The sequence below is a fragment of the Agrobacterium sp. LAD9 genome (genome assembly GCF_003031125.1).
Taxonomy (GTDB): Bacteria; Pseudomonadota; Alphaproteobacteria; order Rhizobiales; family Rhizobiaceae; genus Agrobacterium; species Agrobacterium radiobacter.
The window spans coordinates 249018-274555 of the sequence record NZ_PHGS01000014.1; the positions used below are offsets into that span (position 1 = coordinate 249018).

At 58.8% G+C, this 25538-nt stretch carries 21 protein-coding genes and 1 pseudogene; 16 read left to right on the forward strand and 6 right to left on the reverse strand.

Going from position 1 to position 25538, the window contains the following annotated elements; all coding sequences use genetic code 11:
- Positions 1-193: 193 nt before the first annotated feature.
- Together DA915_RS16445 and pyk are read left to right on the forward strand one after the other, a co-directional pair.
- Positions 194-580, forward strand: a complete 387-nt coding sequence (locus tag DA915_RS16445; protein WP_020012242.1) for a DUF1036 domain-containing protein — start codon at positions 194-196, stop codon at positions 578-580.
- Positions 580-2019 carry a pyruvate kinase gene (pyk, locus tag DA915_RS16450; RefSeq protein WP_003506145.1) on the forward strand — a complete coding sequence of 480 codons (1440 nt, stop codon included), beginning with the start codon at positions 580-582 and terminating at the stop codon, positions 2017-2019. The genes DA915_RS16445 and pyk overlap by 1 nt, the downstream gene beginning before the upstream one ends.
- Before the next feature lie 82 nt (positions 2020-2101).
- Here pyk and DA915_RS16455 read toward each other — a convergent pair whose 3' ends face one another.
- Together DA915_RS16455 and DA915_RS16460 are read right to left on the reverse strand one after the other, a co-directional pair.
- Entirely contained in the window at positions 2102-4006 is a 1905-nt protein-coding gene (locus DA915_RS16455) for a DUF882 domain-containing protein (protein WP_192886578.1), read from the reverse strand.
- Between the two features lie 175 nt (positions 4007-4181).
- On the reverse strand, positions 4182-5729 hold the full coding sequence (locus DA915_RS16460; protein ID WP_099087334.1) for a sigma-54 dependent transcriptional regulator: 1548 nt from the start codon (positions 5727-5729) through the stop codon (positions 4182-4184).
- Between the two features lie 169 nt (positions 5730-5898).
- Here DA915_RS16460 and DA915_RS16465 point away from each other — a divergent pair, with 169 nt between their 5' ends.
- Both DA915_RS16465 and DA915_RS16470 read left to right on the forward strand, forming a co-directional pair.
- The gene (locus DA915_RS16465; protein ID WP_107676611.1) at positions 5899-7749 is read left to right on the forward strand and encodes a M3 family oligoendopeptidase; all 1851 of its coding nucleotides are present in this window, start codon (positions 5899-5901) and stop codon (positions 7747-7749) included.
- Between the two features lie 100 nt (positions 7750-7849).
- The gene (locus tag DA915_RS16470; RefSeq protein ID WP_020809348.1) at positions 7850-8485 is read left to right on the forward strand and encodes an aminotransferase class IV family protein; all 636 of its coding nucleotides are present in this window, start codon (positions 7850-7852) and stop codon (positions 8483-8485) included.
- Here the strand turns inward: DA915_RS16470 and DA915_RS16475 are convergent.
- Positions 8482-9390 (reverse strand): GGDEF domain-containing protein, encoded by a 909-nt coding sequence (locus DA915_RS16475; protein ID WP_107676612.1) that lies wholly within the window; start codon positions 9388-9390, stop codon positions 8482-8484. The two genes, DA915_RS16470 and DA915_RS16475, sit on opposite strands and share 4 nt — an antisense overlap.
- A 259-nt stretch (positions 9391-9649) precedes the next feature.
- On the opposite strand from DA915_RS16475, the gene DA915_RS16480 reads away from it, so the two are divergent.
- The 6 genes from DA915_RS16480 (at position 9650) to DA915_RS16505 (ending at position 16722) form a co-directional block, all read left to right on the forward strand.
- Positions 9650-11095, forward strand: coding sequence for a homospermidine synthase (locus DA915_RS16480; protein ID WP_020809346.1), 1446 nt, complete (start codon positions 9650-9652; stop codon positions 11093-11095).
- A 149-nt stretch (positions 11096-11244) separates the two neighbouring features.
- Positions 11245-11619, forward strand: coding sequence for an outer membrane lipoprotein Omp10 (gene omp10 / locus DA915_RS16485; protein ID WP_003506132.1), 375 nt, complete (start codon positions 11245-11247; stop codon positions 11617-11619).
- 217 nt (positions 11620-11836) lie between these two features.
- Positions 11837-13762: a 5'-nucleotidase C-terminal domain-containing protein gene (locus DA915_RS16490; protein ID WP_107676613.1), complete on the forward strand. Its 1926-nt coding sequence runs from the start codon at positions 11837-11839 to the stop codon at positions 13760-13762.
- 351 nt (positions 13763-14113) lie between these two features.
- Positions 14114-15148, forward strand: a complete 1035-nt coding sequence (gene hemH, locus DA915_RS16495) for a ferrochelatase (RefSeq protein WP_107676614.1) — start codon at positions 14114-14116, stop codon at positions 15146-15148.
- Between the two features lie 57 nt (positions 15149-15205).
- Positions 15206-16255 (forward strand): SPFH domain-containing protein, encoded by a 1050-nt coding sequence (locus DA915_RS16500; RefSeq protein ID WP_107676615.1) that lies wholly within the window; start codon positions 15206-15208, stop codon positions 16253-16255.
- A gap of 2 nt (positions 16256-16257) precedes the next feature.
- Complete coding sequence (locus tag DA915_RS16505; protein ID WP_003506125.1) at positions 16258-16722, forward strand: NfeD family protein; 465 nt, start codon at positions 16258-16260, stop codon at positions 16720-16722.
- A gap of 22 nt (positions 16723-16744) precedes the next feature.
- On the opposite strand, the gene DA915_RS16510 is transcribed toward DA915_RS16505, so the two are convergent.
- Together DA915_RS16510 and DA915_RS16515 are read right to left on the reverse strand one after the other, a co-directional pair.
- Positions 16745-17740, reverse strand: coding sequence for an SIS domain-containing protein (locus DA915_RS16510; RefSeq protein ID WP_003506123.1), 996 nt, complete (start codon positions 17738-17740; stop codon positions 16745-16747).
- 112 nt (positions 17741-17852) lie between these two features.
- The gene (locus DA915_RS16515) at positions 17853-18218 is read right to left on the reverse strand and encodes a PAS domain-containing protein (protein ID WP_020809342.1); all 366 of its coding nucleotides are present in this window, start codon (positions 18216-18218) and stop codon (positions 17853-17855) included.
- Between the two features lie 92 nt (positions 18219-18310).
- Here DA915_RS16515 and DA915_RS16520 point away from each other — a divergent pair, with 92 nt between their 5' ends.
- Positions 18311-18631 carry a hypothetical protein gene (locus tag DA915_RS16520; RefSeq protein ID WP_192886580.1) on the forward strand — a complete coding sequence of 107 codons (321 nt, stop codon included), beginning with the start codon at positions 18311-18313 and terminating at the stop codon, positions 18629-18631.
- Positions 18632-18637: 6 nt separating this feature from the next.
- Complete coding sequence (uppP, locus tag DA915_RS16525; protein WP_107676617.1) at positions 18638-20131, forward strand: polysaccharide biosynthesis protein UppP; 1494 nt, start codon at positions 18638-18640, stop codon at positions 20129-20131.
- Between the two features lie 57 nt (positions 20132-20188).
- Here uppP and galU read toward each other — a convergent pair whose 3' ends face one another.
- A complete protein-coding gene (gene galU / locus DA915_RS16530; RefSeq protein WP_003506117.1) occupies positions 20189-21076 on the reverse strand; it encodes a UTP--glucose-1-phosphate uridylyltransferase GalU in 888 nt (295 codons plus the stop codon).
- Positions 21077-21271: 195 nt separating this feature from the next.
- Between galU and DA915_RS16535 the strand changes: the two genes are divergently transcribed.
- The 4 genes and pseudogenes from DA915_RS16535 to DA915_RS16550 all read left to right on the forward strand — a co-directional run.
- Entirely contained in the window at positions 21272-22495 is a 1224-nt protein-coding gene (locus DA915_RS16535) for a lytic murein transglycosylase (protein ID WP_080864733.1), read from the forward strand.
- A gap of 63 nt (positions 22496-22558) precedes the next feature.
- A complete protein-coding gene (locus DA915_RS16540; protein WP_107676639.1) occupies positions 22559-23794 on the forward strand; it encodes an SGNH family hydrolase in 1236 nt (411 codons plus the stop codon).
- 253 nt (positions 23795-24047) lie between these two features.
- A complete protein-coding gene (locus tag DA915_RS16545; protein WP_003506112.1) occupies positions 24048-24722 on the forward strand; it encodes a response regulator transcription factor in 675 nt (224 codons plus the stop codon).
- A pseudogene (locus DA915_RS16550) lies at positions 24719-25538 on the forward strand (sensor histidine kinase); the annotation flags it as partial. The gene DA915_RS16545 and the pseudogene DA915_RS16550, both read left to right, overlap by 4 nt.

Sequence of the window (25538 nt, forward strand, 5' to 3'; positions counted from 1 at the left end):
ACTCATGATCCCACGAACAATATAATCGATTAAACTCGCGTTGACTTTCTTGGGCGGCCACGCCAAGAAGTGTGTTCATTATAACCATGGAATCCGGATGGAAGCCGTGACTCAGTCATCTCTCGCTCTTCCTCGCCACTTCAGGCATATCGCCCGTCTTTTTTCCGCAGCGGCATTGTTTTTGACCCCGTTCATGATCGCGGCACCCGCGCATGCGGATTTTCGCGTGTGCAACAGCACGCAGAACCTCGTGGGGGTCGCAATCGGCTACCGGGCACAGGAGGGCTGGGTCAGCGAAGGCTGGTGGCAGGTCCCCTCTTCGACCTGCGCGACGCTGATCGAGGGCGAGCTGCAGTCACGTTATTATTATCTCTATGCCGAAGATGCCGCTCATGGCGGCCGCTGGACCGGTGACGTCAACATGTGCGTGGCGGAGAACGAGTTCAAGATCAACGGCGTGGACGATTGTTTTGCCCGCAGCTTCCAGAGAATGGGTTTCAAGGAATATGACACGGGCAGACAGGGCAGCTGGATGGTCCAGCTTTCCGATACGCCAGGCACACAGGGAAATCAAAACTGATGAAGCGTAACCGCAAAGTCAAAATTCTTGCAACTCTCGGCCCGGCCTCTTCCGAAGAGGCCATGATCGAGAAGCTGCATCTTGCTGGCGCTGATCTTTTCCGGATCAACATGAGCCATGCGAGCCACGACGTGATGCGGACGCTCATTCAGCGCATCCGCTCCGTCGAGAGCCGTACCGGTCGTCCCATCGGCATTCTGGCCGACCTGCAGGGTCCCAAGCTGCGCGTCGGAAAATTCGCCGAGACGAAGGTCGATCTGGTTCCGGGCCAGACCTTCACGCTTGATAACAACGACACCCCCGGCGACAACACCCGTGTTTTCCTGCCGCACCCTGAAATTCTTGAAGCGGTCAAGCCCGGCCACCGCCTGCTGATCGATGACGGCAAGCTGCATCTGCGCGCTGAAAAGAGCGACGGCAAGAGCATCGTCACGACAGTCATTTCCGGCACCCGCATTTCCGACCGCAAGGGCATCAGCCTGCCGGATACGCTGCTCGGCGTCGGCGTTCTGACCGACAAGGACCGCGTCGACCTTGATGCAGTCCTCGAAACCGGTGAAGTCGACTGGGTGGCGCTTTCCTTCGTCCAGCGTCCGGAAGACCTGGCCGAAGTGCGCAAGATCGCACGTGGCCGCGTCGGCCTGATGTCCAAGATCGAAAAGCCTCAGGCTGTCGAGCGTATCGAGGAAATCATCGAGCTTTCCGACGCGCTGATGGTTGCCCGCGGCGACCTGGGTGTGGAAATGCCGCTGGAAGCCGTTCCCGGCATCCAGAAGCAGCTGACCCGCGCCTGCCGCCGTGCGGGCAAGCCGGTCGTGGTCGCCACGCAGATGCTGGAATCGATGATCACTGCACCTGTACCGACCCGCGCCGAAGTGTCCGACGTCGCCACCGCCGTCTTCGAAGGCGCAGATGCCATCATGCTTTCGGCTGAATCCGCCTCCGGCGACTACCCGGTCGAAGCGGTTTCCACCATGGCCTCCATCGCCAGCACGGTGGAACAGGACCCCTATTATTCCAATATCATCTATGCGCAGCGCGCCCAGCCGGAACCGACAGGTGCCGACGCCATTTCGCTTGCCGCCCGCCAGATCGCCGAAACGCTGAAGCTTGCGGCAATAGTCACCTATACGTCCTCGGGCACGACCGGCCTGCGCGCCGCGCGCGAACGGCCGCAGGTTCCGATCATTGCGCTGTCGCCGATCATCCAGACTGCACGCCGCCTGTCGGTCGTCTGGGGCCTGCACTGCGTCGTCACCGGTGATGCCAGCGATCTGGACGACATGGTGAACCGCGCTTGTCGCATCGTGGTTTCCGAAGGCTTCGGCAAGCCGGGCGATCGCATCATCATCTCCGCAGGTGTGCCGCTCGGCACCCCCGGCGCGACCAATATGGTGCGCATTGCCTATATCGGCTCGGACGGCCAGAGCGGCGTCTGACGCCGCGCAATATACAGCATGAAAAAACCCGCCGTCGCCGGCGGGTTTTTTATTGGCCTTTCGGCCATCTGATAGAACTGGCTCAGTGCATCTTCACCGGCGTGCTGAAGCGGCTGGATTCGATGGCCACGGCACCCGGCTTGAAGCTCGCCGAAGTGGCGGAAGCCGACATGTCGTTGCTGAGCATGCGGTTGGCGACAACACGCGGCGCTTTTACGGAGCGTCCGGTCGTGCCCTTGTTCTGGTTGAGCGCCCAGTCCGAAATAAGGTCCTGCGTCAGGCGTCCACCACCCACCATGGCCTGTTGGGAAACGACGGCATCCTGCCTGCTTGGACGCGAACCCTTGGTCGGCATGCCGGCGCTGAGGCCGCCATTGATGGCGGGCTTCAGGTCAAAAGCATCACCGAAGCCAGCCTGCGGTTCGGCCTTGGCCGTTTCGGCGGGTGCGACGGTAACCTTGTGGTTGACGGCAGCCGGGAATGGGGCAGCTGTTGGCATGGCAGCCGACTGGACCTGCGACCGGGCAGCCTGACCGCTCTGTTCAAGAGCGGCAACCACCGTCGGCGAAAGCGTATCCTGCTGCGCCTCGGCGAGATCGTCTTCACCTTCCGGATCGGCATTTGCAGCCGCAAGCAGGGCTTCTGCCACGGCCGGACGGTTGGCGGGAACCGGAACGGAAGCAAGCTCGCCGGTCGCAGCCGGTGTCGCACCGTCGGCGGAAGCCGTCAGGATAGACCCTTCCGCATCACCCTTCATGCCACGCGGGCCGAGAAGTGTGGGCACGGGCACGGAAACCTCAGCGAGATCGGCAAATTGCTGGCGCTCGGCCGGAGCTGACGTCGGCGTCGGCGTGGTCGCTGCCTGCAGAGCATCCTGCGCAGCATTGCGGGCCGGAGAATAAAGGGCCGTCGCAAGGCCGGTATTGGCAGGCGGCTGGTTGCCGAATGCGGGACGAGCCGTCGGCAGCGGCGCATCATTCACGCCGGGAAGTGCCTGTGCCGAAGCAACTGCAATGGTGGGTTCAGGCTCGGGAGCTGCCTGCTGCGGAGCCGCCGGGCGAGCGACAGCCGGGCGTTCTGCGGGCTCCGGCGCTGCGATGCTATCGGGATCTTCATCCTCGTCGCCACCGCCAAAGAGGGCCTGCAACAGGGTCTTGCGCTTGCCGCCACCGGAAGAGGCAGGGCCGGCACCGGCGCTGGAAGCAACCTGAACGGAGGACGAGTTGACACGCTTCTTGTAATCGGCGAGCGCCTGCTCATAACCGGGAAGCGGCTTGCCGTCGGACGGAAGGTGCAGCGTATTGCCGTTCGGGAAGATGCGGACGAGTTCCTGGCGGCTCATGCGCGGCCAGGCGCGGACGCCACCGACATCCATGTGCACGAAGGGAGATCCCGAGGTCGGATAGAAACCGACGCCGCCGATCTGCATCTGCATGCCGATTTCACGAAGGCGGGAAAGCTTCACACCGGGGATATAAAAGTCCATGGCCTTGCCGAGCATATGCTGGCTTTTTTCGGCGACGCCCTTGGTGCGCGTCCGCAAGAGACCGTTGGTCTCCGGCGAGCGGAAGGCCGAAACGACGTTGATGTAATCGGTCGCGCCACTGCGGCGATAAACTTCCCAGACGAGATCGAAAAGGCGCGGATCCATGCGTGTCGGCTGGTTGCGACGCCAGTCGCGCAGGAATCGGTTCAGCTCCTGCAGGCCCTTCTGGTCATATTTTCCATTGCGCTTGAAGGTGATGACCGCCTTCTCGCGTGTATGGATATAATACAGTTTGAGGCTGCGCGTCTCGGCGGCGGCTTCCGTCGCCGAAACACCTACGAAGGGCATTGCGGCGAGCATCAGGCAGGCAAAGGTGACAGCGCGCGCCGACAGCTTCGTGCATATATCCTTGATCAAGCCGCGCGCGATCCTAGTCGAAAGCGCGTTATTCCGATGCAGATATGGCAATTCGATCCCCGCCTGGAAGACAATTTCTGTCACATTGCCTCAAATGAACGTCAAATACGGTGACACGATGGCAAAATTGCCACACACATACAACCTTCCTCTACATAGTGAATCAGCCACTAACAAGAGGTTTATAGACGGTAAGCGGATATCCTTGCTCAGAAGTTAACGAATTTGCGATCTGCCTTCGAATACGCGGTCTCTGCCTTCAGGCTGCATCTCGAAGGGGATCGTCGGGATCAATGCCATAATCCTTCAGCTTGCGATAAAGCGTCGAGCGGCCGATGCCGAGCTTTCTGGCGACCTGGCTCATCTGCCCGCGATAGAAGCGCAAAGCGAAACGGATGAGTTCTTCCTCGATTTCTGCCAGTTTGCGGATATTGCCCGACTCATCCATGCTGGAGATCAGGTTTCCGCCCCGATAGATGGTGGTGGAAATATCCGACGGCTCCTCGATGACGGCATGGCTTTCGGCAGCCGCCGGCGGGGGCGGTGAATAGGCCGCTAGCTTCAGCGACGCCCCTGAAGGCGCACGGATGAGATCATCCGCATCGTCGCCGGTCGAAAATTCCGGCAGCTGCAGCGCGATCTGCGGAAAATCGGAATCTGACAGTTCCTCACCCTGCGACAGCACCACGGCGCGGAAAACGGCGTTTTCAAGCTGACGGATATTGCCCGGCCAGTCATAGGCCGTCAGCAGTGCCAGCGCGCTGGCATTGAGGCCGACGGGATTGGGCAATTTCTGCTCCGCCGAAAAGCGCTCGGCGAAAACCCGTGCCAGATGGGGAATGTCTTCCTTGCGGCGGCGCAGCGCCGGAATGGTGATCGGAAAGACGTTGAGGCGATAATAAAGGTCTTCGCGGAAGCGGCCTTCCTTCACCTCCTCGATGAGGTTCTTGTTGGTGGCGGAGATCAGCCGGACATTCACCTTCTGCACCCGTGCGGAGCCGACGGTTTCGATTTCGCCCTGCTGGACCGCGCGGAGCAGCTTTACCTGCACGTCGAGCGGCAGATCGCCGATTTCATCGAGGAACAGCGTGCCGCCATCCGCCTCCATGAACTTGCCTACATGTTTTTCCGTAGCACCCGTGAAGGCTCCCTTCTCATGGCCGAAGAGAATGCTTTCCACCAGATTATGGGGAATGGCGCCGCAATTGACTGTTATGAAAGGCTTGTTCGCTCTGTCGCCGGCCGACTGGATGGCCCGGGCGACCATTTCCTTGCCCACGCCGGATTCACCTTCCAGCACCACGGGGATGCTGGACTGGGCGGCACGCTGCGCGAGCTCTATGACCCTCAGCATTGCGGGGCTTGCGGAAACGATATCGGTAAAATTCACTGCATTGCTCCGTCCGCGCCTTCCCGTGCGGGCTTTTGCCTCTCTCCTGTCGAGCTTGAGCGCATTGGAGATGGCGGCGCCGATCCTTTCCGGCGAGACCGGCTTCACAACGAAATCGAAGGCACCGGCGCGCATGGCCTGCACGACGGTATCGATGCCGCCCTGCCCCGTCTGGACAATGACGGGAACGTCTGTGCCGAGTTCGCCGACGGCTTTGAGAAAGGTAAGCCCGTCCATTTCCGGCATCATCAGATCAAGGACGACGACATTGATCTCGCCACTATATTGCTTGAGCAGTTCCAGCCCCGCCTTGCCGTTTTCGGCAAGCAAGGCGAGATGCCCATAACGTTCCACCGCATTTTTGAGCAGGCGGCGCTGGACGGGATCATCGTCTATCACGAGAACATGCGCGGTCATTTTTAGCTCCGGTTTCCGGTTTATGGACCTGCTTCATGCGGTCCCTTATTCCGCACTCTGGCATGGGAGACTTGAACATCCAGTTTTGAGAATTGCTTGCATTTTATCCATTGCCGCGGGAAACAAGGTCCCCATATGCTTCGCACGCATAATCAGAAGGACACGTTGGATGACCCTCAACCGCGCTACCCCGCAACCCGTATTCTCCCTTGCCGAAACCTCCGGCCCGGCGCTTGGCGATCTGCCCGGCTGGAAGCTCTCGGATCTCTATCCGTCGGGGGATTCGCCGGAATATAAGGGTGATCTCGAGAAGGCAGCATCGATGGCGGCGGCTTTCGAGGAGAAGTGGAAGGGAAAGCTCGAAGCCGCCGCGAAGGCCACGGGCGAAAAGGGCATCGGGGCCGCGCTGAAGGAATATGAAGCGCTCGACGATCTCATCGGCCGCATCGGCTCCTTTGCCGGGCTCACTTATTTTTCCGATACGTCGAACCCGGCAAACGGCAAGCTTTACGGCGACGCCCAGGCAAAGCTGACGGATATTTCGGCGCATCTCCTGTTTTTCACGCTTGAACTCAATCGCATCGACGACGCCACGATGGACGCCTGCATGGTCAATGATGCCGCGGCAGGCCATTACCGTCCCTGGCTGGTGGATTTGCGCAAGGACAAGCCGCACCAGCTCGACGACCAGCTGGAGCAGCTGTTCCTCGAAAAATCGATGACCAGCGCGGCGGCCTTCAACCGCCTGTTCGATGAGACGATGGCCGATCTGCGTTTCGATATAGACGGTGCGAGCCTTCCGCTGGAAGTGACGCTAAACATGCTGCAGGAGCCGGAGCCGGAAACCCGAAAGAAGGCGGCGGAAGCGCTGAGCACCACTTTCAAGGACAATCTGCGGGTCTTCACCCTCATCACCAACACGCTTGCCAAGGACAAGGATATTTCCGACCGCTGGCGCAAGTTCGAGGATATTGCCGATAGCCGCCATCTGGCGAACCGCGTCGAGCGGGAAGTGGTCGATGCCTTGGCGGCAGCGGTCAAAAAGGCCTATCCGCGCCTTTCGCACCGATATTACGCCATGAAGGCAAAATGGCTCGGCATGGAGCAGATGAATTATTGGGACCGCAATGCGCCGCTTCCCGATACGTCGAACACGATCATCCCCTGGGATGAGGCCAAGGATACCGTGCTTTCCGCCTATGGCAATTTTGCCCCCGAGATGGCCGATATTGCCCGCCGTTTCTTCGATGAAGAGTGGATCGACGCGCCGGCCCGTCCCGGCAAGGCGCCGGGCGCATTCGCGCATCCAACCGTACCCTCGGCTCATCCTTATGTGCTCGTCAACTATCTCGGCAAACCGCGCGACGTGATGACACTTGCTCATGAGCTTGGTCATGGCGTTCATCAGGTTCTGGCTGGCGAACAGGGCGCCCTGATGTGCGCCACGCCGCTGACGCTGGCCGAGACAGCCTCCGTTTTCGGGGAAATGTTGACCTTCCGCAAGCTGCTTGATGACACCAAGGATATCAGGGAACGCAAGGCCATGCTCGCCCGCAAGGTCGAGGATATGATCAATACGGTCGTGCGCCAGATCGCTTTCTACGAATTCGAGCGAAAGCTGCACACCGCCCGCAAACAGGGAGAGCTGACCTCCGAACAGATCGGCGAATTGTGGCTTTCCGTTCAGGCCGAGAGCCTCGGTCCGGCGATCCGGATTTCCGAGGGCTATGAGACCTGGTGGACCTATATCCCCCATTTCATCCATTCGCCCTTCTACGTATATGCCTATGCCTTCGGCGATTGCCTGGTGAACTCGCTTTATGCGGTCTACCAGAAGGCCGAGACCGGCTTTCAGGAGAAATATTTCGAGCTTCTGAAGGCGGGCGGCACCAAGCACCATTCGGAGCTTCTCAAACCCTTCGGCCTCGATGCGACCGATCCCTCATTCTGGGACAAGGGACTTTCGATGATCGAAGGACTGATCGACGAGTTGGAAGCGCTGGATAACAAACAGGCTTAATCTCTTCCGCCGGCAGGGCTATCCTATTTCGGACAAGCTTTGCCGGTTGATATTGCCGGCAGAAGACACCGGTTGACAATTCAGGCGACGAGCAAAGGCAATGAAACGCAAACCCGCCGATCTGACCTTGAGGGAAACCCTGCGCTGGGAGCCGCAGACCGGCTTTCAGCGCATCGACCAGCATATGCGCCGATTGTTGCGCTCCGCCGACGCGCTCGGTTTTCGCGCGCCGGTCAACGCAGTGCAGGTGCTGGAAAAGAAGGTGGGCGGCGAAAATCCGCTCTGCGTCAGGCTGGTGATGAACTACAAGGGCGAACTCGATATCGAAACGGCCGATTTCCAGCCCTTGCAGCAGGATGCGGTCTGGCGGGTTCGCATCGCCCGGCAGACCAAGCTCGATTCCTCCGACACCTTCTATCGCCACAAGTCCTCCCGCCGGGAGCCCTATGATGCCGCCCGAGCCGAATTTTCAGCCGGGGAGGCAGACGAGGTGCTGCTGCTCAACGAGCGTGGCGAATTGTGCGAAGGCTCATCGACCAGCATTTTCGTCGAAATGCCGGATGGGCAATTGCTGACGCCGCCGCTCGACAGCGGCATCCTGCCGGGTGTGCTGCGCGCCGATCTGATCCGCGAACGCAGGGCGCGCGGACAGGCGCTGAAACCGGAAGACATCGCCGGCCGGAAGCTGTTCGTCGGTAATTCGCTGCATGGGCTGATTGCGGCAGAGCTTGTTTAAACCGTCACCGCCAGAAGCCGGTCCCGTCCTCTCTCCTTGGCCGCATAAAGGGCCTGATCGGCACGCAGGAAAACATCGTCAGCGCTTTCCGCCACCTGATAGGCGGTCATGCCCGCCGAGCAGCTATAGGAAAAATCCGGGAATTCGGAAAGAGGTCTGGAAAGGCGTACTTTCTGCAGCAGCCGCTCAACAATCTCCTGGCCTTCGGCAACCGAACTGCGCGGCAAAATCAGCATGAATTCCTCACCGCCGATCCTGCCGAAACAATCCACCCGCCGGATGACGGAGTGGGCTATGGCGACAAAATCGCGCAATACCGCATCACCACATTTGTGACCGAAACGATCGTTGATCTGCTTGAAAAAATCGATGTCGAGCGTGCAAAGGCAAAAGGACGCCTCAAGCCCCTTGGTGACCTGCTCCACCTGCAGAGCGAGCTTGGCGAAGACGAAACGGCGGTTTGCTGTTCCCGTCAATTCATCCGTCTGCGAGGCGCGTACCGCCAGATCCCTGTCCTGCCGCAGGGTTCTATAACCCTGGCGCAGTTCAGTGACGTCGCTTGCGACGCACAGCATCCAGCCATCCTGCTGCACCGTCTCGGTCATCCAGAACCAGCGGCCGTCATACAGGTCCATCTCAAAGGCGCGATAGGGCAGCTTGCCGCGCCGGGACTGCGCCGAGAGCAGCCATCCCTCGAAATCATTGTTGCGGATGACGACACCGGTGCGCAGCCGATGGTTCAGCCGCATGATATCCGCCCAGGTTGGCAAATCACCGGCGGCAAGCTGAAAGCTTTCCCGAAACGACGGATTGGCATGGCGCAACCGGTCCTCGGAATCGTAAAGGGCAATAAGGACGGGGGTGGCACTCTGAAGAGCTGCGACACGCTCTAAAAGATCATTCAACAGGCAACTCCCCTGCGATGGCGAAAAACTCCCCTGTCGTCATCCGGCCAAAGCCCCCACGCCTCTGGACGCACAAAACGAAAAGAAGAATTTAATTATAAACGCACTCTCTAAAATGCGAAGAGGCAGAAATGGTGGAAACAATGCGTTCGCCCGTCTCGCCGTCATTATCGTCATATGTCCGTCATCCACCTGCCCTTTATTGTGGCACGCTTTTATGATCTAGCTTACTTATTGGCTGAAAAAGGAAAATTGACGAATGACGGACGCAAACCACCCGATTTACGGCGATATTGACGGCCCCATCATCATGATCGGCTTCGGCTCCATCGGGCGCGGCACTCTTCCGTTGATCGAACGTCATTTCAATTTCGACAGGACCCGGCTCGTCGTCATCGACCCGCGCGAGGATATCGCCGCCTTTCTGGCCGAGAGAAACATCCGCCACGTCCAGAAACATCTGACCAAGGAGAACTATAAGGAAGTTCTCAAGCCGCTTCTCAAAGGCGTGCAGGGCCAGGGCTTCTGCGTCAATCTTTCGGTTGATGCCGCCTCCGTCGACCTGATGCGGATCTGTCGCAAGCACGGCATGCTTTACATCGACACCGTGGTGGAACCGTGGCCCGGTTTTTATTTCGATGCCGATGCCGACAATGCCGCCAGAACCAATTATTCGCTGCGCGAAACCATGCTGAAGGAAAGAGCGCGCAGGCCCGGCGGCACGACCGCGGTTTCCACCTGCGGCGCCAATCCCGGCATGGTGTCCTGGTTCGTGAAGCAGGCACTCGTCAATCTCGCCAAGGATACCGGTCTCGACATCGAGGAGCCGCAATCACATGACCGGGAAGGCTGGGCAAAGCTGATGAAGCAGCTTGGCGTCAAGGGCGTGCATGTGGCCGAGCGCGATACCCAGCGGGCGAAAGAGCCGAAGCCCTTCGGGGCTTTCTGGAACACATGGTCCGTGGAAGGTTTTATCGCCGAAGGTTTCCAGCCCGCCGAACTCGGCTGGGGAACGCATGAAAACTGGATGCCGAAAAACGCGAAAAAGCAGAAAAAGGGAAGCAAGTCGGCGATCTATCTCGATCAGCCCGGTGCCAATACGCGGGTGCGCACCTGGTGCCCGGGGCTCGGACCGCAATATGGATTTCTCGTCACCCATAATGAAGCGATTTCGATTTCGGACTATTTCACCGTCCGCAACGATGATGGCGATGTGACCTACCGGCCCACCTGCCATTACGCCTACCACCCCTGCAACGACGCCATTTTGTCCCTGCATGAGCTGTTCGGCAATGGCGGCAACCCTCAGCCGATCCAGCATGTGCTCGGTGAAGACGAGCTTGTCGACGGCGCCGACGAGCTTGGTGTCCTGCTTTATGGTCATGACAAGAACGCTTATTGGTATGGTTCGCGTCTCACCCTGCAGGAGGCGCGTTCGCTTGCCCCCAGCCAGAATGCCACCGGATTGCAGGTCAGTTCCGCGGTATTGGCCGGCATGGTCTGGGCGATTGAAAATCCGCAGGCCGGCATCGTCGAGGCGGACGAGGTAGATTACCGCCGCTGCCTCGAGGTGCAACGCCCCTATCTCGGACCCGTCGAGGGACATTATACCGACTGGACGCCGCTCGACGGTCGCCCGGGACTGTTCCCCGACAATATCGACACGTCCGATCCCTGGCAGTTCCGCAACATCCTTGTGCGCTGACGCGGCAGAGTCTCATATTTGCCACGCCGGGGCTTTCCTGAACGACGTCAGGAACCGGGGAGAGCGAACAACGTTGCCTTGAAATAAAGAACGCTTCACGGCATGGTCGAAGCACAGAAGGTTTCATCGAATCGCAGGAGAACAGGCTCATGAACTTCAAGACAAGCGCTGCTTTGCTTTCAGCCGCCATCGCGGTGTCTTCATGCGTCGCGCCGGGCCCCTCCCAGCAGACCTCGATGGCGCCTTCGCTTTCCCGCGGCCCGGCAGTCGACGGCCGCTGGATCGACCGCAACGGCATCGTATCCACGTTCCAGAACGGCGCTTTCTCCACGCGTTCGACAGACACCAACACGCTTCTGGCCTCCGGCACCTACGTGACGATTTCGCCGACGCTTTATGAAATCAACATGACGTCGTTGGTGCGCAACACGCAGTCACGCGTCAACTGCGCCCTGGTCTCCCCGTCACAATTGAACTGCACGACCGACACGAACAGCCAGTTCTCGCTGACGCGCCAGGGCTGATAATATCGCCTTTTCAATAGGATGACCTTCTGAAACGCACGCCTTCGGCGTGCGTTTTTCTTTATTGAGCACCTGTCATAATTTCGCTTGCGGCGGCTGCCGCTAAATGGAAACATCCGGTTTTCGAAAGACTGAGATGTTTTCGGATTAAAGAATGAGCGCGGTCGGAGAATGATCAGCCGGCCTGGACTTCCGCTTTGAACAGGAGAGAGGGACCATGAAGAAAATTTTGGGACTGGGCATGCTGAGCGTTTCGGTAATAACGCTTTCAGCTGGAGCGGCTCTGGCCGATTACGAGCTCAACATTCTTCACATCAACGATTTTCACTCCCGTATCGAATCGATCAACAAATTCGACTCGACCTGCTCGGCGGAAGAAGAAGGCAAGAACGAATGCTTCGGCGGCGCCGCGCGCCTGCTGACCGCAATCAACCAGACCCGTGACGCGCTGAAGGCGGAAGGGAAAAATGTCCTGCTGCTGAATGCCGGCGACAATTTCCAGGGATCGCTGTTCTACACCACCTATAAAGGCACGGTGGAAGCGGAAGTGCTGAACGCCATGAAGTTCGACGCCATGACCGTCGGCAATCATGAATTCGACGATAGCGAAGACGGCCTTGCCGGCTTCCTCGACAAGGTGCAGTTCCCGGTCGTAACCGCCAATGTGGTGGCCACTGCCGCCTCGAAAATCGGCGACCGCGTCAAGCCGTCCATCGTGCTCGAAGTCGGCGGACAGAAAATCGGCATCGTCGGCGCCGTTGCCAACGATACGGCGGAACTGGCAACGCCCGGTCCCAATATCACCATCGCGGAAGATGTCGCAAAAATCAGCGAACAGGTGCAGAAGCTGAAGCAGGACGGCGTCAACAAGATCATCGCGCTGACGCATGTCGGATATCCGCGCGATCTCGAATTCATCGCCAAAATTCCTGATGTCGACGTCGTGGTTGGCGGCCATACCCATACGTTGCTGTCCAACACCGACCAGAAGGCCGAAGGCCCTTATCCGACCCTCGTCGACAATCCCGGCGGCTACAAGGTTCCGGTGGTGCAGGCCGGCCAGTACAGCAAATATCTCGGCGACCTCAAAGTGGTCTTCGACGACGGCGGCGTCGTGAAGGAAAGCAAGGGCGACCCGATCCTTATCGATTCCTCCTTCAAGCCCGATGAAGCCACGCTGAAGCGCATTGATGAGCTGAAGGCGCCGATCGAAGCGCTGAAATCCAAGGTCGTCGGCACTTCGGAAGGCCCGATCGAAGGCGACCGCAAGGTTTGCCGCGTGAAGGAATGCTCCATGGGCAATCTGGTGGCCGATGCGACGCTGGCCCGCGTCAAGGATCAGGGTGTCACCATCGCTTTTGCAAACAGCGGCGGCCTGCGTTCCTCCATCGATGGCGGCGATGTCTCGATGGGTGAAGTGCTGACGGTTCTGCCGTTCCAGAACACCGTTGCAACCTTCCAGCTCAAGGGCGAGGATATTCGCGCTGCGCTCGAAAACGGCGTCAGCCAGATCGATGACGTCGCGGGCCGCTTCATGCAGGTTTCCGGCATGAAATATTCCTTCGACCGTTCCAAGCCGGCCGGTAGCCGCATCGTTTCGGTCGACGTCAAGGAAGGCGATGCTTTCGTGCCTCTCGACCCCGCCAAGACCTATATCGTCGCGGCCAATAATTACGTGCGCACCGGCGGTGATGGCTTCAAGGTCTTCGCGACCAAGGCGATCAATGCCTATGACTTCGGCCCTAACCTTGAAGAGGCAGTTGCGGCTTATATCACCGCCAACAGCCCCTATAAGCCCTATACCGACGGCCGCATCAGCGAAGTGACGCCTGCCGGTTATGTCGCTCCGGCAAAGCCTGCGGCACCGACACCAGCCGCAACCGCGCCTGCCCCGGCTGCTGCTCCAGCACCCGCGGCCACCGCACCCGCTGCACCCGCTACAACTGCGCCGGCATCCCCGGCACCTGCTGCGGCCGCTGCCGCCGTCAGCAAATACGTCGTCGAAAAGGGCGATTCGCTCTGGAAGATCGCAGCGGAGAAATATGGCGACGGCGCTCTCTGGCACAGAATTGCCAAGGCAAACACGCTGAAGCAGCCGAACCATATTGAAATCGGCGAGGAGCTGGAACTGCCGGCCCAATAAGCCGGGCGGGAACGAACAGGGCAATTTGCCGCAGACACAACGCCGGCCCCGGCACATCGGGGCCGGCTTCTTATTTTCTATTTAAAAACAAAGCGCTACGGATAAAATTTTGCCGAGGGACAGCCTACACCTCTCCTCGCCCCGGAAATAGCCGCCGCCGATGGTTCAATCCTGAAGAATTTCGTCTAGAACACGATGAACAAAATGACGGCCAGAGCGTATAGCTCGGGCATTCCGGCCAAACCTCATCGGTTTGCGTTCGGGCAGATAAACAGAAGATGGAGCGTTTCCGGCCTTTGTCCGCGGCGGGCCGCTCCTTATACAACCAGTCCGAGTTTCAGGGTATCATTCATGGCGACAGAACTATCCCCACTCCCCACAAACCATCCCCGCGTAACTTTTGGCAAGGTGGGCGTCCTGCTCGTCAATCTCGGCACGCCTGACGGCACGGACTATTGGCCGATGCGCCGTTATCTGGCGGAGTTTCTGAGCGACAAGCGCGTGATCGAGTGGTCGCGCCTCTACTGGTATCCGATCCTTTATGGCATCGTCCTCAACAAGCGCCCGCAGAAGGTCGGCAAGGCCTATGAGGAAATCTGGAACCACGAGCGCAATGAAAGTTACCTGCGCACCTATACACGCAGCCAGGGCGAGTTGATGGCGGCAGCGTTGAAGGACCTGTCCAACGTCGTGGTCGACTGGGGCATGCGCTACGGCCAGCCCTCAATCGCCTCGAAGATCGACGCCCTGAAGGAACAGGGCTGCGAAAAAATCCTGCTTTTCCCGCTTTATCCGCAATATGCCGCATCGACCACTGCGACCGTGAACGACAAGGCTTTCGAGCATCTGATGAAGCTGCGCTGGCAGCCCGCCATCCGCACCGTGCCGCCCTATCATGACGATCCCGCCTATATCGAGGCGCTCGCGGCCTCCGTCAAAAATCATCTGGCGACACTGGACTGGGAGCCGGAGATGCTGATCACCTCCTTCCACGGCATTCCGCAATCCTATTTCAAAAAGGGCGACCCCTATTATTGTCATTGCCAGAAAACCGCCCGCCTGCTGCGGCAAGCGCTGGGGCGAACCGAAAAGAACTTCATGATCACCTTCCAGTCGCGTTTCGGGCCGGAAGAATGGTTGCAGCCTTATACCGACAAGACCGTGGAAAAGCTGGCTTCCGAGGGCGTGAAGCGCATCGCCGTCATGAATCCCGGCTTCGTTTCGGATTGTCTTGAAACACTGGAAGAAATTGCCGGTGAAGCCGGGGAGATATTCCTGCATAATGGCGGTGAGAAATTCACCCATATTCCGTGTCTCAACGACAGCGTCGAGGGCATGAATGTTCTCGAAACGGTTGTAAGACGGGAGTTGCAAGGCTGGGTGTAATCTTGCCATAAGGTTGTTGGGATAAATCCCCGATAGTTCTGATTTGGAGGGAAAGTGATGATTGCATTGGGCGGTTTCGACATCGTCGTCATAGCGGCGGTTGTTCTGGTTATTCTGGTGCTGTTTGCCGGCATCAAGACCGTGCCGCAGGGGCATCGTTACACGGTTGAACGGTTCGGGCGTTATACCCGCACGCTCGAACCGGGCCTGAACCTCATCGTGCCGTTCTTCGAGAAAATCGGCTCGAAAATGAATGTGATGGAGCAGGTGCTCCACATACCGACGCAGGAAGTCATTACCCGCGACAATGCAAGTGTTTCTGCCGATGCCGTCACCTTCTATCAGGTGCTGAACGCCGCACAGGCGGCTTACCAGATCGCCAATCTGGAAATGGCGATCGAAAACCTCACCATGACCAATATCCGCTCAGTGATGGGCTCGATGGACCTCGACGAGCTGCTGTCGAACCGCGACGCCATCAATGACCGCCTGCTGCGCGTGGTCGATGAGGCAGTAGGCCCCTGGGGCATCAAGGTCACCCGTATCGAAATCAAGGATATTGCGCCGCCGAAGGACCTCGTCGATTCCATGGCGCGGCAGATGAAGGCGGAGCGCGAAAAGCGCGCGCAGGTGCTGGAAGCAGAAGGCGCCCGCAACGCCCAGATCCTTCGCGCGGAAGGCGCCAAGCAATCCGCCATTCTGGAAGCGGAAGGCCAGCGCGAAGCGGCGTTCCGCGATGCCGAAGCACGCGAACGTCTGGCCGAGGCCGAAGCCAACGCCACCCGCATGGTGTCGGAAGCCATTGCCTCCGGCAACGTCCACGCCATCAACTATTTCGTCGCCCAGAAATACACCGAAGCGCTTGCCGAAATCGGCACGGCCAAGAATTCCAAGATCGTGCTGATGCCGATGGAAGCCTCGGCACTGATCGGCTCCCTCGGTGGCATCGGCACGATTGCGCGGGAGGTATTCGGCGACAAGGGCGATGCACCGAGCGCGCCCGCCGTCCCCACGTCATCCCGCTCCGTGCCGCCGACCCGGCCCTCCGGCCAAAGCATCAATGTTACCATCCCGGGTAATCCCTTCGGTTCTTCATCGGAGAAGTGACGATGTTGCAACGGCTTGCCACTGAGCTGGGACCCTGGAGCTGGTGGATCGTCGGCTTCGTGCTGCTCGCCGCAGAACTCATCGCGCCCGGCGTCTTCCTGATCTGGATCGGCATTGCTGCGCTGGTCATCGGCGTCTTTTCGCTGTTCTTATGGGATGCCGCAATCTGGGCCTGGCAATTGCAGCTGGTGCTGTTTGCCGCGCTCTCCGTCGTCTTCGCCCTGCTCGGCCGTAAATATTTCGGCCGAAACCGCGGCGCAAGCGACGAGCCATTCCTTAATCAGCGGGAGGCAAGCCTTGTCGGCCGCACCGCGACCCTTCAGGAACCGATTGTCGAAGGGCGTGGCCGGATCAGGCTGGACGATACATGGTGGCCGGTAAACGGCGAAGACATGCCGGCCGGAACCCGCGTGAGGATCGCTTCTGCGCGCGGACGCACGCTGACAGTCGAGCCGATTGACCGATAGGTTTTCAGGATCGGCGGTAGCGTCAAGCCACGCCGATCCTCAAGAGATCGTGGAAATGCACCAACCCGATCGGTCGATTGTCGTCATCAATGACAATCAGCGCGCCGATGTGGAATTTTTCCAGCGTCGCCAGTGCGCTGGTTGCCAGCACCGATTTTTTGACGGTCTTCGGCGAGCGGGTCATGATGTCGTCGACCGTCATTTCGGCGAGGTTGCGCGACAGGTTGCGCGCCATGTCACCCTCGGTGACGATGCCGCACAGACGGCCATCCTCATCCAGAATGCCAACACAGCCGAAATGCTTGCGCGAGAGAACACCAACCGCTTCCGGCATGGCCGTTCCCTTATTGACCAGCGGCACGCGATCACCGGTATGCATGATATCGCTGACCAGTGTCAGGCTAGCCCCCAGCTTGCCGCCGGGATGAAACACCTTGAAATCGCCCGCTGTGAAATTGCGCGCCTCGAGAAGCGCAACGGCAAGGGCATCGCCCAGCGCCAGCTGCATCAATGTGGAGGTCGTCGGTGCAAGTCCGAGCGGGCAGGCTTCCTGCTCATTGGGAACCAGCAGCACAATATCTGAAGCCTGGGCCAGCGATGAATTTTCCGAGCAGGTGAGCGCGATCAGCGGAATGGAAAAACGGCGCGAATAATTGATGATGCTGCGCAATTCCGCGCTTTCGCCGCCTTTGGAGATCGCCAGCACCACGTCATCGCCGCCGATCATGCCGAGATCGCCATGGTTGGCTTCCGCCGCATGCACAAAAAAGGCAGGCGTGCCGGTGGAGGCGAAGGTGGCCGCAAGCTTCGCGCCTATGTGGCCGCTTTTGCCGACCCCGGTGATGATGAGGCGGCCGTTCGACTGGCCGATGGTCTCGATCGCCTTGCAGAAGGGCTCGGAAAGACCGTTCTGGAGAGCGTCCTCAAGGGCGGCAAGGCCAGCCCGTTCCATCGAAATCGTCCGCACGGCGGATTCGATGGCATTGTCTTCGACCAGTTTGACGGCGCGCGTAATCATGGCCGACTGTTACTCTTTCAGCCGGAATAAGTCCACTCTTCAGCCGGCAAGCACCGAGTTTTAGTAGATGCCACCCGAAAATGTTCGGCGGTTTCGGTACGACGGCATGTCGTTAATGACGCCGGTCCGGTGGAGAAATCTCCTCGATCGTTCCCAGCCGCTTGAAAGGGATGTTTTCCTCATCGACCAGATATCGCCCGAGCGTCCTTACCCATGAGACCGAGCCGTCGCTACGGCGCACGGCATATTCCTGATTATAGAAACTCGCGGCCTTCAGGGTGATCAACGCCGTTTCGATCACACGGTTTCGATGATCCAGGTCCACTTTTTCGAGCATCTGAAAAATGCTGATGCCCTGCATCGCCTGTCTTAGTGGAATCCCGAAGAGATCAGCACATACTTCATCTAAATAGAAACGGTCATTGGTAATATCCCAACAATAAAAGCCAACCTGCTTGATGTTCAAAACGGGATTCATGAAACGACGCTGTCACAAAAAATAAATTCAATACGACTTGCTGAGCAATAGAAGATCAGCCCTGTTAGACCATATGGCGATTCCGTGCCAAATTGAAACGTTTTAATCTTCTCATATTAGAATTTTTTTGCATTTATGACTATTTTTCTCCAGTCATCGGAGCGGAAGAAATCGAGCCGCCGGCTTCGGTGATGGATGCCGCTGCTTTTCCGCCGCCCGCCATAACGCTGAAATACCGGCGATCTTTATCAACTGTTAACCATAAAAAACCTATTGTTAAAGCGATGTTAAAACTTGCGTCGCCTGTCTGGTCCCTGGTTTCTTCATGTCATTTCATCGGCCTGTCACTCATCGGGTCCGAGGAGATGCCCTGGCGGGCCTTCGATCCGGCATCGGCCAAACTCGCCGGGTGAAAAGGAATGAATGTGAAGGGCACCGCCACACGTCTGCCGACGTCGCGGAAAGCAGCAACCCTGCTGCTCGCCTGTACGATTTTTTGCCCGCAGGGAAGTGCTTTCGCGCAGACTGCAACGACGGCCACGCCCGTATTGCCGGGCGCCGCTTCTGCCGGAGACGGAACGGCCTTACCCACACCGGCTACGGAAGGTGGGGTGAGCACAGGCACGGTTCAGGCCACGGCTACGCCCGCACCACAACTCTGGCGTCCGTCCAACAATCCCGGTGACCCGATTTACGAACAGCAGGACGACGCGGGCCAACCCTATGCCGACGCCGAAAACCCCTATGAGCCGACGATGGACGGCGGCGAAAATCCACGGATAGCGACCCAGCCCGGACAGACGCCCGGCATCCGGCTCGGTACATTCCTGCTGCGGCCTTCGATCAGCCAGACGATCAATACGGAAAAACAAACGAATACCGGCGGCCCTTCCAGACGCAACTATCTGACGACGGGCATACGCGGCACGCTCACCAGCGACTGGTCCCGCCACGCTTTGACGGTGACAGGCGACGGTGCCTGGGAGAGAAACTTCGGCAGCGACAAGGATGGCGAAGAGCCCCGGGCAAGAATAGAGGCCGATCTGCGCCTTGATCTCGGCGAAGAAACGACAGCCAATCTCAAGGCCGGTTACGAATTCAGCCGTGAGGACACGACGGACCCCAACGCTCTGACTGGCGCTGCCGTACAGGGCGGCGAACACCGCTTCACCACGAGCGCGTCGATAGAGCGGGATTTCGGCAAGCTGCGCGGCCTGGCGGCGCTCGATCTCTCGCGCACGGTCTATACGGATGCAAAAGGCATAGACGGACGGCCGATTAGCCTCAGCGACCGCGACCAGAACGGCGCCAACCTGCGCGGACGCATCGGCTATGAATTGTCACCGGCGCTCATCCCCTTCCTCGAGCTGAACGTCGGGAAGACCAAATATGACAGACGCCTCGACAATTCGGGCTATGCCCGTTCCTCCAATGCCTATGGGGCAAAGATCGGCGCGGAAGTCGATCTTGGCGAGAAGACACGCGGCGAGGCCGCCATCGGTTATCTGCGCAAGCAATATGATGACGATCGCCTCGCCTCGATCGGCGCATTGACACTGGATGGCGAACTCAACTGGTCACCCCAGCGCGGCACGAATGTCAATCTCGGCCTGCGCACGACGATAGAGGACTTTGCCGGCGGACCACAGGGTGGCTGGATTTCCTACCGGCTGGATGCCGGCCTGACCCACGAATTGCGCAACAACCTTGTCGCCCGCCTGACGGGACAGATCGTGCACCGCACCTTCCCCTCTTCCGACACAGAAAATGCCGTGGAATATACCGCGGGTGCCGGCCTGACCTGGGGTCTCAACCGCTATCTCGACCTGACCGCGGACGTCAGCTACCAGTGGACGCCGGTTTATGACAGCAGCGAGCTGCGGGTCGGCGCAGGACTTGTCCTGAAGCGATAATGGCCACAAACGAAAATCCCGGCGCGAAGGCCGGGATTTCCTTATGTGCTCGGTCGATTATTTCAGACCGTCGATCAGAGCCTTGATCGGCTCTTCGATCGCAGGGCGAATATCGCCACGCTCGAGCGCGAATGCGACATTGGCAAGAATGAAACCATCCTTGGCGCCGCAATCGAAGGTCTGGCCACGGAAATGATAGCCGGCGAACTGCTGCGACTTGGCAAGCGACAGCATGCCGTCCGTCAGCTGGATTTCATTGCCGGCGCCCCGCTCCTGATTTTCGAGAATGTCGAAAATCTCGGGCTGAAGAATATAACGGCCGTTGATGTAGAAATTCGACGGCGCCGTACCCTTGGCAGGCTTTTCGACCATTTCAGTGATCTTGAAACCTTCGCCGACGGCGTCGCCCACACCGACGATGCCATATTTATGCGTCTGATCAGGGGCGCATTCCTGCACCGCGATGACATTGCCCTGGGTCTGGTCGTAAAGTTCGACCATGCCCTTAAGGCAGCTTTTCTGCGAATGCATGATCATGTCGGGCAAGAGCACGGCGAAAGGCTCGTCGCCGACGATATCACGTGCGCACCAGACCGCATGGCCAAGACCAAGCGGCACCTGCTGGCGCGTGAAGCTTGCCGTGCCCGCCTTGGGCAGAAGGCCGGCCAGCAATGTCAGCTCGGCATTCTTGTTGCGCTCGCGCAGCATCTGTTCGAGTTCAAATTGAATATCAAAATAATCTTCAATCACAGCCTTGCCGCGGCCGGTGACAAATACAAAATGCTCGATGCCCGCTTCCGCCGCCTCATCAACGACGTATTGAATGACCGGCTTGTCGACGACGGTGAGCATTTCTTTCGGAACCGCCTTGGTGGCGGGCAGGAAACGCGTACCGAGACCTGCGACTGGAAATACAGCCTTCCGAATTTTCTTCTGTTCTACCACATATCCCTCCTGAGAGATAAAACTTGATCACAATCCCCGCACGCTGTTGTTATTTCAAAAATAACAACGTTTTGTAAAGGGTGACGCTACCATCTATTAATGGTAAAGAATTTGTTGACGTTCTTTTGTTATCCATGATGACGCCCGATGCGTTTTCGCAATCGAAATGACATTCGAGAGAACGAAAGACAGACGATGACAAAGATGATCCTTTCAGATGTCCGCAAATTCGGCTGCATGGTGGTTGCAGGCCTGGCAATCTCGCTGGCGCCCGTTTCAGCCCGCGCCGATCAGGGATTCCGTCAGTGGATCAACCAGTTCTATGCAACAGCCGCGAAAGAAGGCATTAGCAAGGCGACCTATCAGAAGGCCTTTGCCGGTGTCAGCGAGCCGGATCCGGATGCGCTGCGCAAGGCCACCTTCCAGCCGGAATTCACCACGCAGATCTGGGATTATCTCGATTCCCGCGTCAATCCGTACACGGTGCGGATCGGCCGCGAAATGAAGATGAAGCACGCGACGACCCTCAACTGGATCGAGCGTAACTTCAATGTCGACAAGCACATCATTCTCGCCATCTGGTCGATGGAATCGAATTACGGCGCGGTTCTCGAAAAGCCGGAGCGGCTGCACAATATTCCGCAGGCGCTGGCAACGCTCGCCTACTCCGATCCCAAGCGCGCCAAATTCGCGCGCACGCAACTGATCGCCGCTCTGAAGATTCTTCAGGCGGGCGACGTGACGCCGAAACAGCTGACGGGCTCCTGGGCGGGCGCGATGGGTCACACCCAGTTCATCCCCACCAGCTACCTGCTTTATGCCGTCGATGCGGATGGCAACGGCAAGCGCGACATCTGGCATTCCGTTCCGGACGCGCTGGCAACCGCTGCCAATCTTCTTTCCAAGAACGGCTGGGAGCCCGGCCGCACCTGGGGTTACGAAACCGCCGTTCCGCGTGGCGGCGCCCGTTATGAAGGGCAGACGAAGACCATTGCGGAATGGGCAAAGCTTGGCTTCACCCGTCCGAACGGCAAGAACTTTACCCGCGGTTCCGATCGCGCCATGCTGAAATTGCAGGGTGGCGCAAACGGCCCCGGTTTCCTGGTGATGAAGAACTTCTTCACCATCAAGAAATACAACGCTTCCGACAGCTATGCGCTGGCTGTCGGCCTGCTTGCGGATGAGATTGCCGGTTATGGCGGCATGCAACAGAAATGGCCGCGTCCCGACGGAACGCTGGATATTCGTGAAAAATTCGAACTCCAGACCCGCATGAAGGAACTCGGCTATTATGATGGCGAGGTTGACGGGAACTTCGGCTCCGGTTCGAAAGCCGCCATCAGCGCCATCCAGTCGCGCATGGGTATGGAAACCGACGGTCAGCCGTCGCAGCGGTTGCTGAGAGCCCTGCGCAATTGATAATGTGCCGGCGAATTCGGCGGCGTCATGGGCGCCGTCGATGCATCCGGAAAGGTTGATGTCATGAGTAGGAAACCTGCGGCGAAAAACGGAAGAACCGGCTGGCGTTTCTGCGCCGTCCTTCTTTCCGCTGTGCTTACACTGCCGCTCGTTCCTTCCGAAAGCTTCGCACAGGAGCAACGGCGCACCCTGTTTGAAATGCTCTTTGGCAAACCGGTGGGCCGCGATGGCGGATCCGGTCGTGAATACCAGCCCCGCAACCGCCGGGATTTTCCCTCTGCTCCGCGTGAAAGATCGGTCAACCGCCCGCAACCCGCCAGAAAAGCGCCCTCGGTGGTGCAGATGCGGACCGCAAAACCGGAACCGGCAGCCAAGCTTGAAAATGCAAGGCGCGTTCTGGTCATCGGCGATTTTCTCGCCGGCGGCATGGGGGAAGAGTTGGTCAATGCCTTTGCCAGCTCGCCGGCAATCACCGTCGATGTGCGTGCCAACGGCTCTTCCGGCCTCGTCCGCACCGATTATTATGACTGGTTCAAAAACCTGCCGCAATTCATCAGCGAGACCAATCCGGCCACCATCGTCATCATGATGGGATCGAATGATCGCCAGCAGATGCAGATCGGCGATATCAGGGAAAAATTCGGCACGGAGGCCTGGTTCAAGGAATATGAACGGCGGATCGACGAACTTCTGACCCTTGCCGGGCGCCAGAAGGTGCCGCTGCTCTGGGTTGGCGTTCCCGCCTTCCAGTCGCCATCGCTTTCGGCCGATCTCGTTGGCTTCAACCGGCTTTATCGCAGCCATGTCGAAAAATATGGCGGTGAATTCGTGGATGTCTGGGACGGTTTCGTCGATGAGGCGGGAAAATTTGTCATCACCGGCTACGACATGAACGGCCAGCAGGCCCGTCTGCGTGAGGCAGATGGCATCGGCATGACACAGGCCGGCAAGCGCAAGCTTGCATTTTACGTCGAAAAATTCGTGCGCCGGCACCTTGATAGCGCCGGACCGGACCTCGTGAAACTGGACGGCAGCAATCTGCCGGCGCTCACCTCCCTGCCCGCACTTGGCATCGATGCGGGGCAGGTACGCACCCAGCCGATCAGCCTGACCGATCCCAATCTCGATGGCGGCGACAAGCTGCTGGGCGACGCCCCTTTGACCGCCGGACCGACACGCGTATCCGTTGTGGAATCGCCGCGCGAAAGGCTGACCAAGCGCGGCGAGATGGCCGATGCACCGGCAGGCCGCATCGATGATTATCGTGTGGCGCCGGATACCACACAGGCCAAACAATAAGCACTTTCGCAGCGGCCTGACCGCCCCGCAGCGGGCGTAATGTTTAGGCAATCCGCGCATGACAGGATAGGTACAGCTTTGCAGGAATGCGGGGTTGGCCATCCACCACCCCCGGTCCCCCTTTTGCATGGCGATATTTATTTGACGGCGACGCCTCGCTTGTCCGCAGCGTCAGCGGCGCCGTCTTTTTTTTGCCTTTCGCCCGCCCCCCCTTCCTGCCGGAAGGTACGCCGGACAATGCCGAGATGAATTCATGCGCCTGCTGCTTGTTGAAGATGAACGCGAAATGGCAGCAGCCCTGTCCGCCGCGCTCCACCGGTTCGATATTATCGTGGATACCGTCGGCACGCTCGATCTTGCCCGTCACGCCATCATGGATGGTGTTCACGACCTCGTTGTGCTTGATCGGCAATTGCCTGATGGCGATGGCATCCAGCTGATAGAAGATTTGCGCCTCCTGCCCGTCACCCCGCCCGTCATCGTGCTGACGGCGCAGGGTTCACTTGCGGATCGGGTCAATGGCCTCAATCTCGGCGCGGACGATTATCTGGCCAAGCCATTCGCCGTCGAGGAATTGCTTGCCCGCATCCGCGCTCTGATGCGCCGGCCGGCGGGTGCGGTCACGATGACAGCAAAACTCGGCAGGCTGGAATTCTGCTTCGAAACCCGTGAAGTCCGTATCATGGGTGAATTTCTCCCACTGACAAGACGGGAACTGCTAATCCTCGAAGCCCTGTTGCGGCGGCAGGGCAGAACGGTGTTGCGCTCATTGCTCGAGGACGCTGTCTATAATTTCGATGATGAGATCCAGTCCAATGCGCTCGATTCCCATATTTCCCGCTTGCGCCGCAAACTGGCAGCCGCAAATGCGGGTCTCGAAGTCCACGGCATTCGTGGCGTCGGTTATCTGCTGAGGGCGACCGCATGAAGCCGGCCAAAAGAAAATCCCTCAAACGTCGCCTCACCATTCAATTGCTGCTGTTCCAGATCGGCAGCCTTTTCATCGTTACCGCGGCCATCATCACCTATATGTCGAGTGGCGGTGCGGGCAGCGCACTGCTCAGCCCTGAGGCAGCCCAGATAACCGCCAATGCGATCGTGCGGGATAAGGATAATCGGCTGGTTCTCAGGGAAACACCTGAGTTCATCGACCTGCGCAACGGCACCTCTGATTTCTGGTTTGTCGCCGTCAGCGAAAAAGGCGAGATCGTTCAGGGCGGGCAGGTGCCTGAGGCCTTCAGCAACATGGATCAACAGCTTAGCGACGTCAGGATCTCGGACGTACGCGACGCAGCGCTTTCCTATTCCTATCTTGCCGTGGTGCGCATCGCCGTCGTTCGTCGCGCCTCCGGCCCAGCGGGAGAATTCGTCATGATCGGCAAGGGCGGCCCGTTCAGCATGACTTTCCCCGTCCTGCTGTTCTCAAACATACTGATCATGCCGGTCCTCATTCTCATGTCCATTGTGACGATCGTCGCCATTCCCTGGCTCATCCGCAGGGAATTTCGCGCCCTTTCCGCCATTGCCCGGACAGCGGAAACCATAGATATCGACAGACGTGGATATCGATTGCCGGATGGCGATATTCCACGAGAGGTGCAACCGCTCGTGCATGCCGTCAACGGCGCGCTGAAACGGCTGGATGACGGCTACGAACGGCACAAGCGCTTCATTCTCGATGCCGCCCATGAATTGCGGACCCCCGTCGCCATTCTCCAGACCCGCGTTGAAACGCTGCTGGACG

What these genes read in the sequence shown, in the direction of transcription:
- DA915_RS16445 (WP_020012242.1), top strand. Translation starts at nt 194, where the DNA reads ATGATCGCGGCACCCGCGCATGCGGATTTTCGCGTGTGCAACAGCACG.
- pyk (WP_003506145.1), top strand. Translation starts at nt 580, where the DNA reads ATGAAGCGTAACCGCAAAGTCAAAATTCTTGCAACTCTCGGCCCGGCC.
- DA915_RS16460 (WP_099087334.1), bottom strand. Translation starts at nt 5,729, where the DNA reads ATGACCGCGCATGTTCTCGTGATAGACGATGATCCCGTCCAGCGCCGC.
- DA915_RS16465 (WP_107676611.1), top strand. Translation starts at nt 5,899, where the DNA reads ATGACCCTCAACCGCGCTACCCCGCAACCCGTATTCTCCCTTGCCGAA.
- DA915_RS16470 (WP_020809348.1), top strand. Translation starts at nt 7,850, where the DNA reads ATGAAACGCAAACCCGCCGATCTGACCTTGAGGGAAACCCTGCGCTGG.
- DA915_RS16480 (WP_020809346.1), top strand. Translation starts at nt 9,650, where the DNA reads ATGACGGACGCAAACCACCCGATTTACGGCGATATTGACGGCCCCATC.
- omp10 (WP_003506132.1), top strand. Translation starts at nt 11,245, where the DNA reads ATGAACTTCAAGACAAGCGCTGCTTTGCTTTCAGCCGCCATCGCGGTG.
- DA915_RS16490 (WP_107676613.1), top strand. Translation starts at nt 11,837, where the DNA reads ATGAAGAAAATTTTGGGACTGGGCATGCTGAGCGTTTCGGTAATAACG.
- hemH (WP_107676614.1), top strand. Translation starts at nt 14,114, where the DNA reads ATGGCGACAGAACTATCCCCACTCCCCACAAACCATCCCCGCGTAACT.
- DA915_RS16500 (WP_107676615.1), top strand. Translation starts at nt 15,206, where the DNA reads ATGATTGCATTGGGCGGTTTCGACATCGTCGTCATAGCGGCGGTTGTT.
- DA915_RS16505 (WP_003506125.1), top strand. Translation starts at nt 16,258, where the DNA reads ATGTTGCAACGGCTTGCCACTGAGCTGGGACCCTGGAGCTGGTGGATC.
- DA915_RS16510 (WP_003506123.1), bottom strand. Translation starts at nt 17,740, where the DNA reads ATGATTACGCGCGCCGTCAAACTGGTCGAAGACAATGCCATCGAATCC.
- DA915_RS16515 (WP_020809342.1), bottom strand. Translation starts at nt 18,218, where the DNA reads ATGAATCCCGTTTTGAACATCAAGCAGGTTGGCTTTTATTGTTGGGAT.
- uppP (WP_107676617.1), top strand. Translation starts at nt 18,638, where the DNA reads ATGAATGTGAAGGGCACCGCCACACGTCTGCCGACGTCGCGGAAAGCA.
- DA915_RS16535 (WP_080864733.1), top strand. Translation starts at nt 21,272, where the DNA reads ATGACAAAGATGATCCTTTCAGATGTCCGCAAATTCGGCTGCATGGTG.
- DA915_RS16540 (WP_107676639.1), top strand. Translation starts at nt 22,559, where the DNA reads ATGAGTAGGAAACCTGCGGCGAAAAACGGAAGAACCGGCTGGCGTTTC.
- DA915_RS16545 (WP_003506112.1), top strand. Translation starts at nt 24,048, where the DNA reads ATGCGCCTGCTGCTTGTTGAAGATGAACGCGAAATGGCAGCAGCCCTG.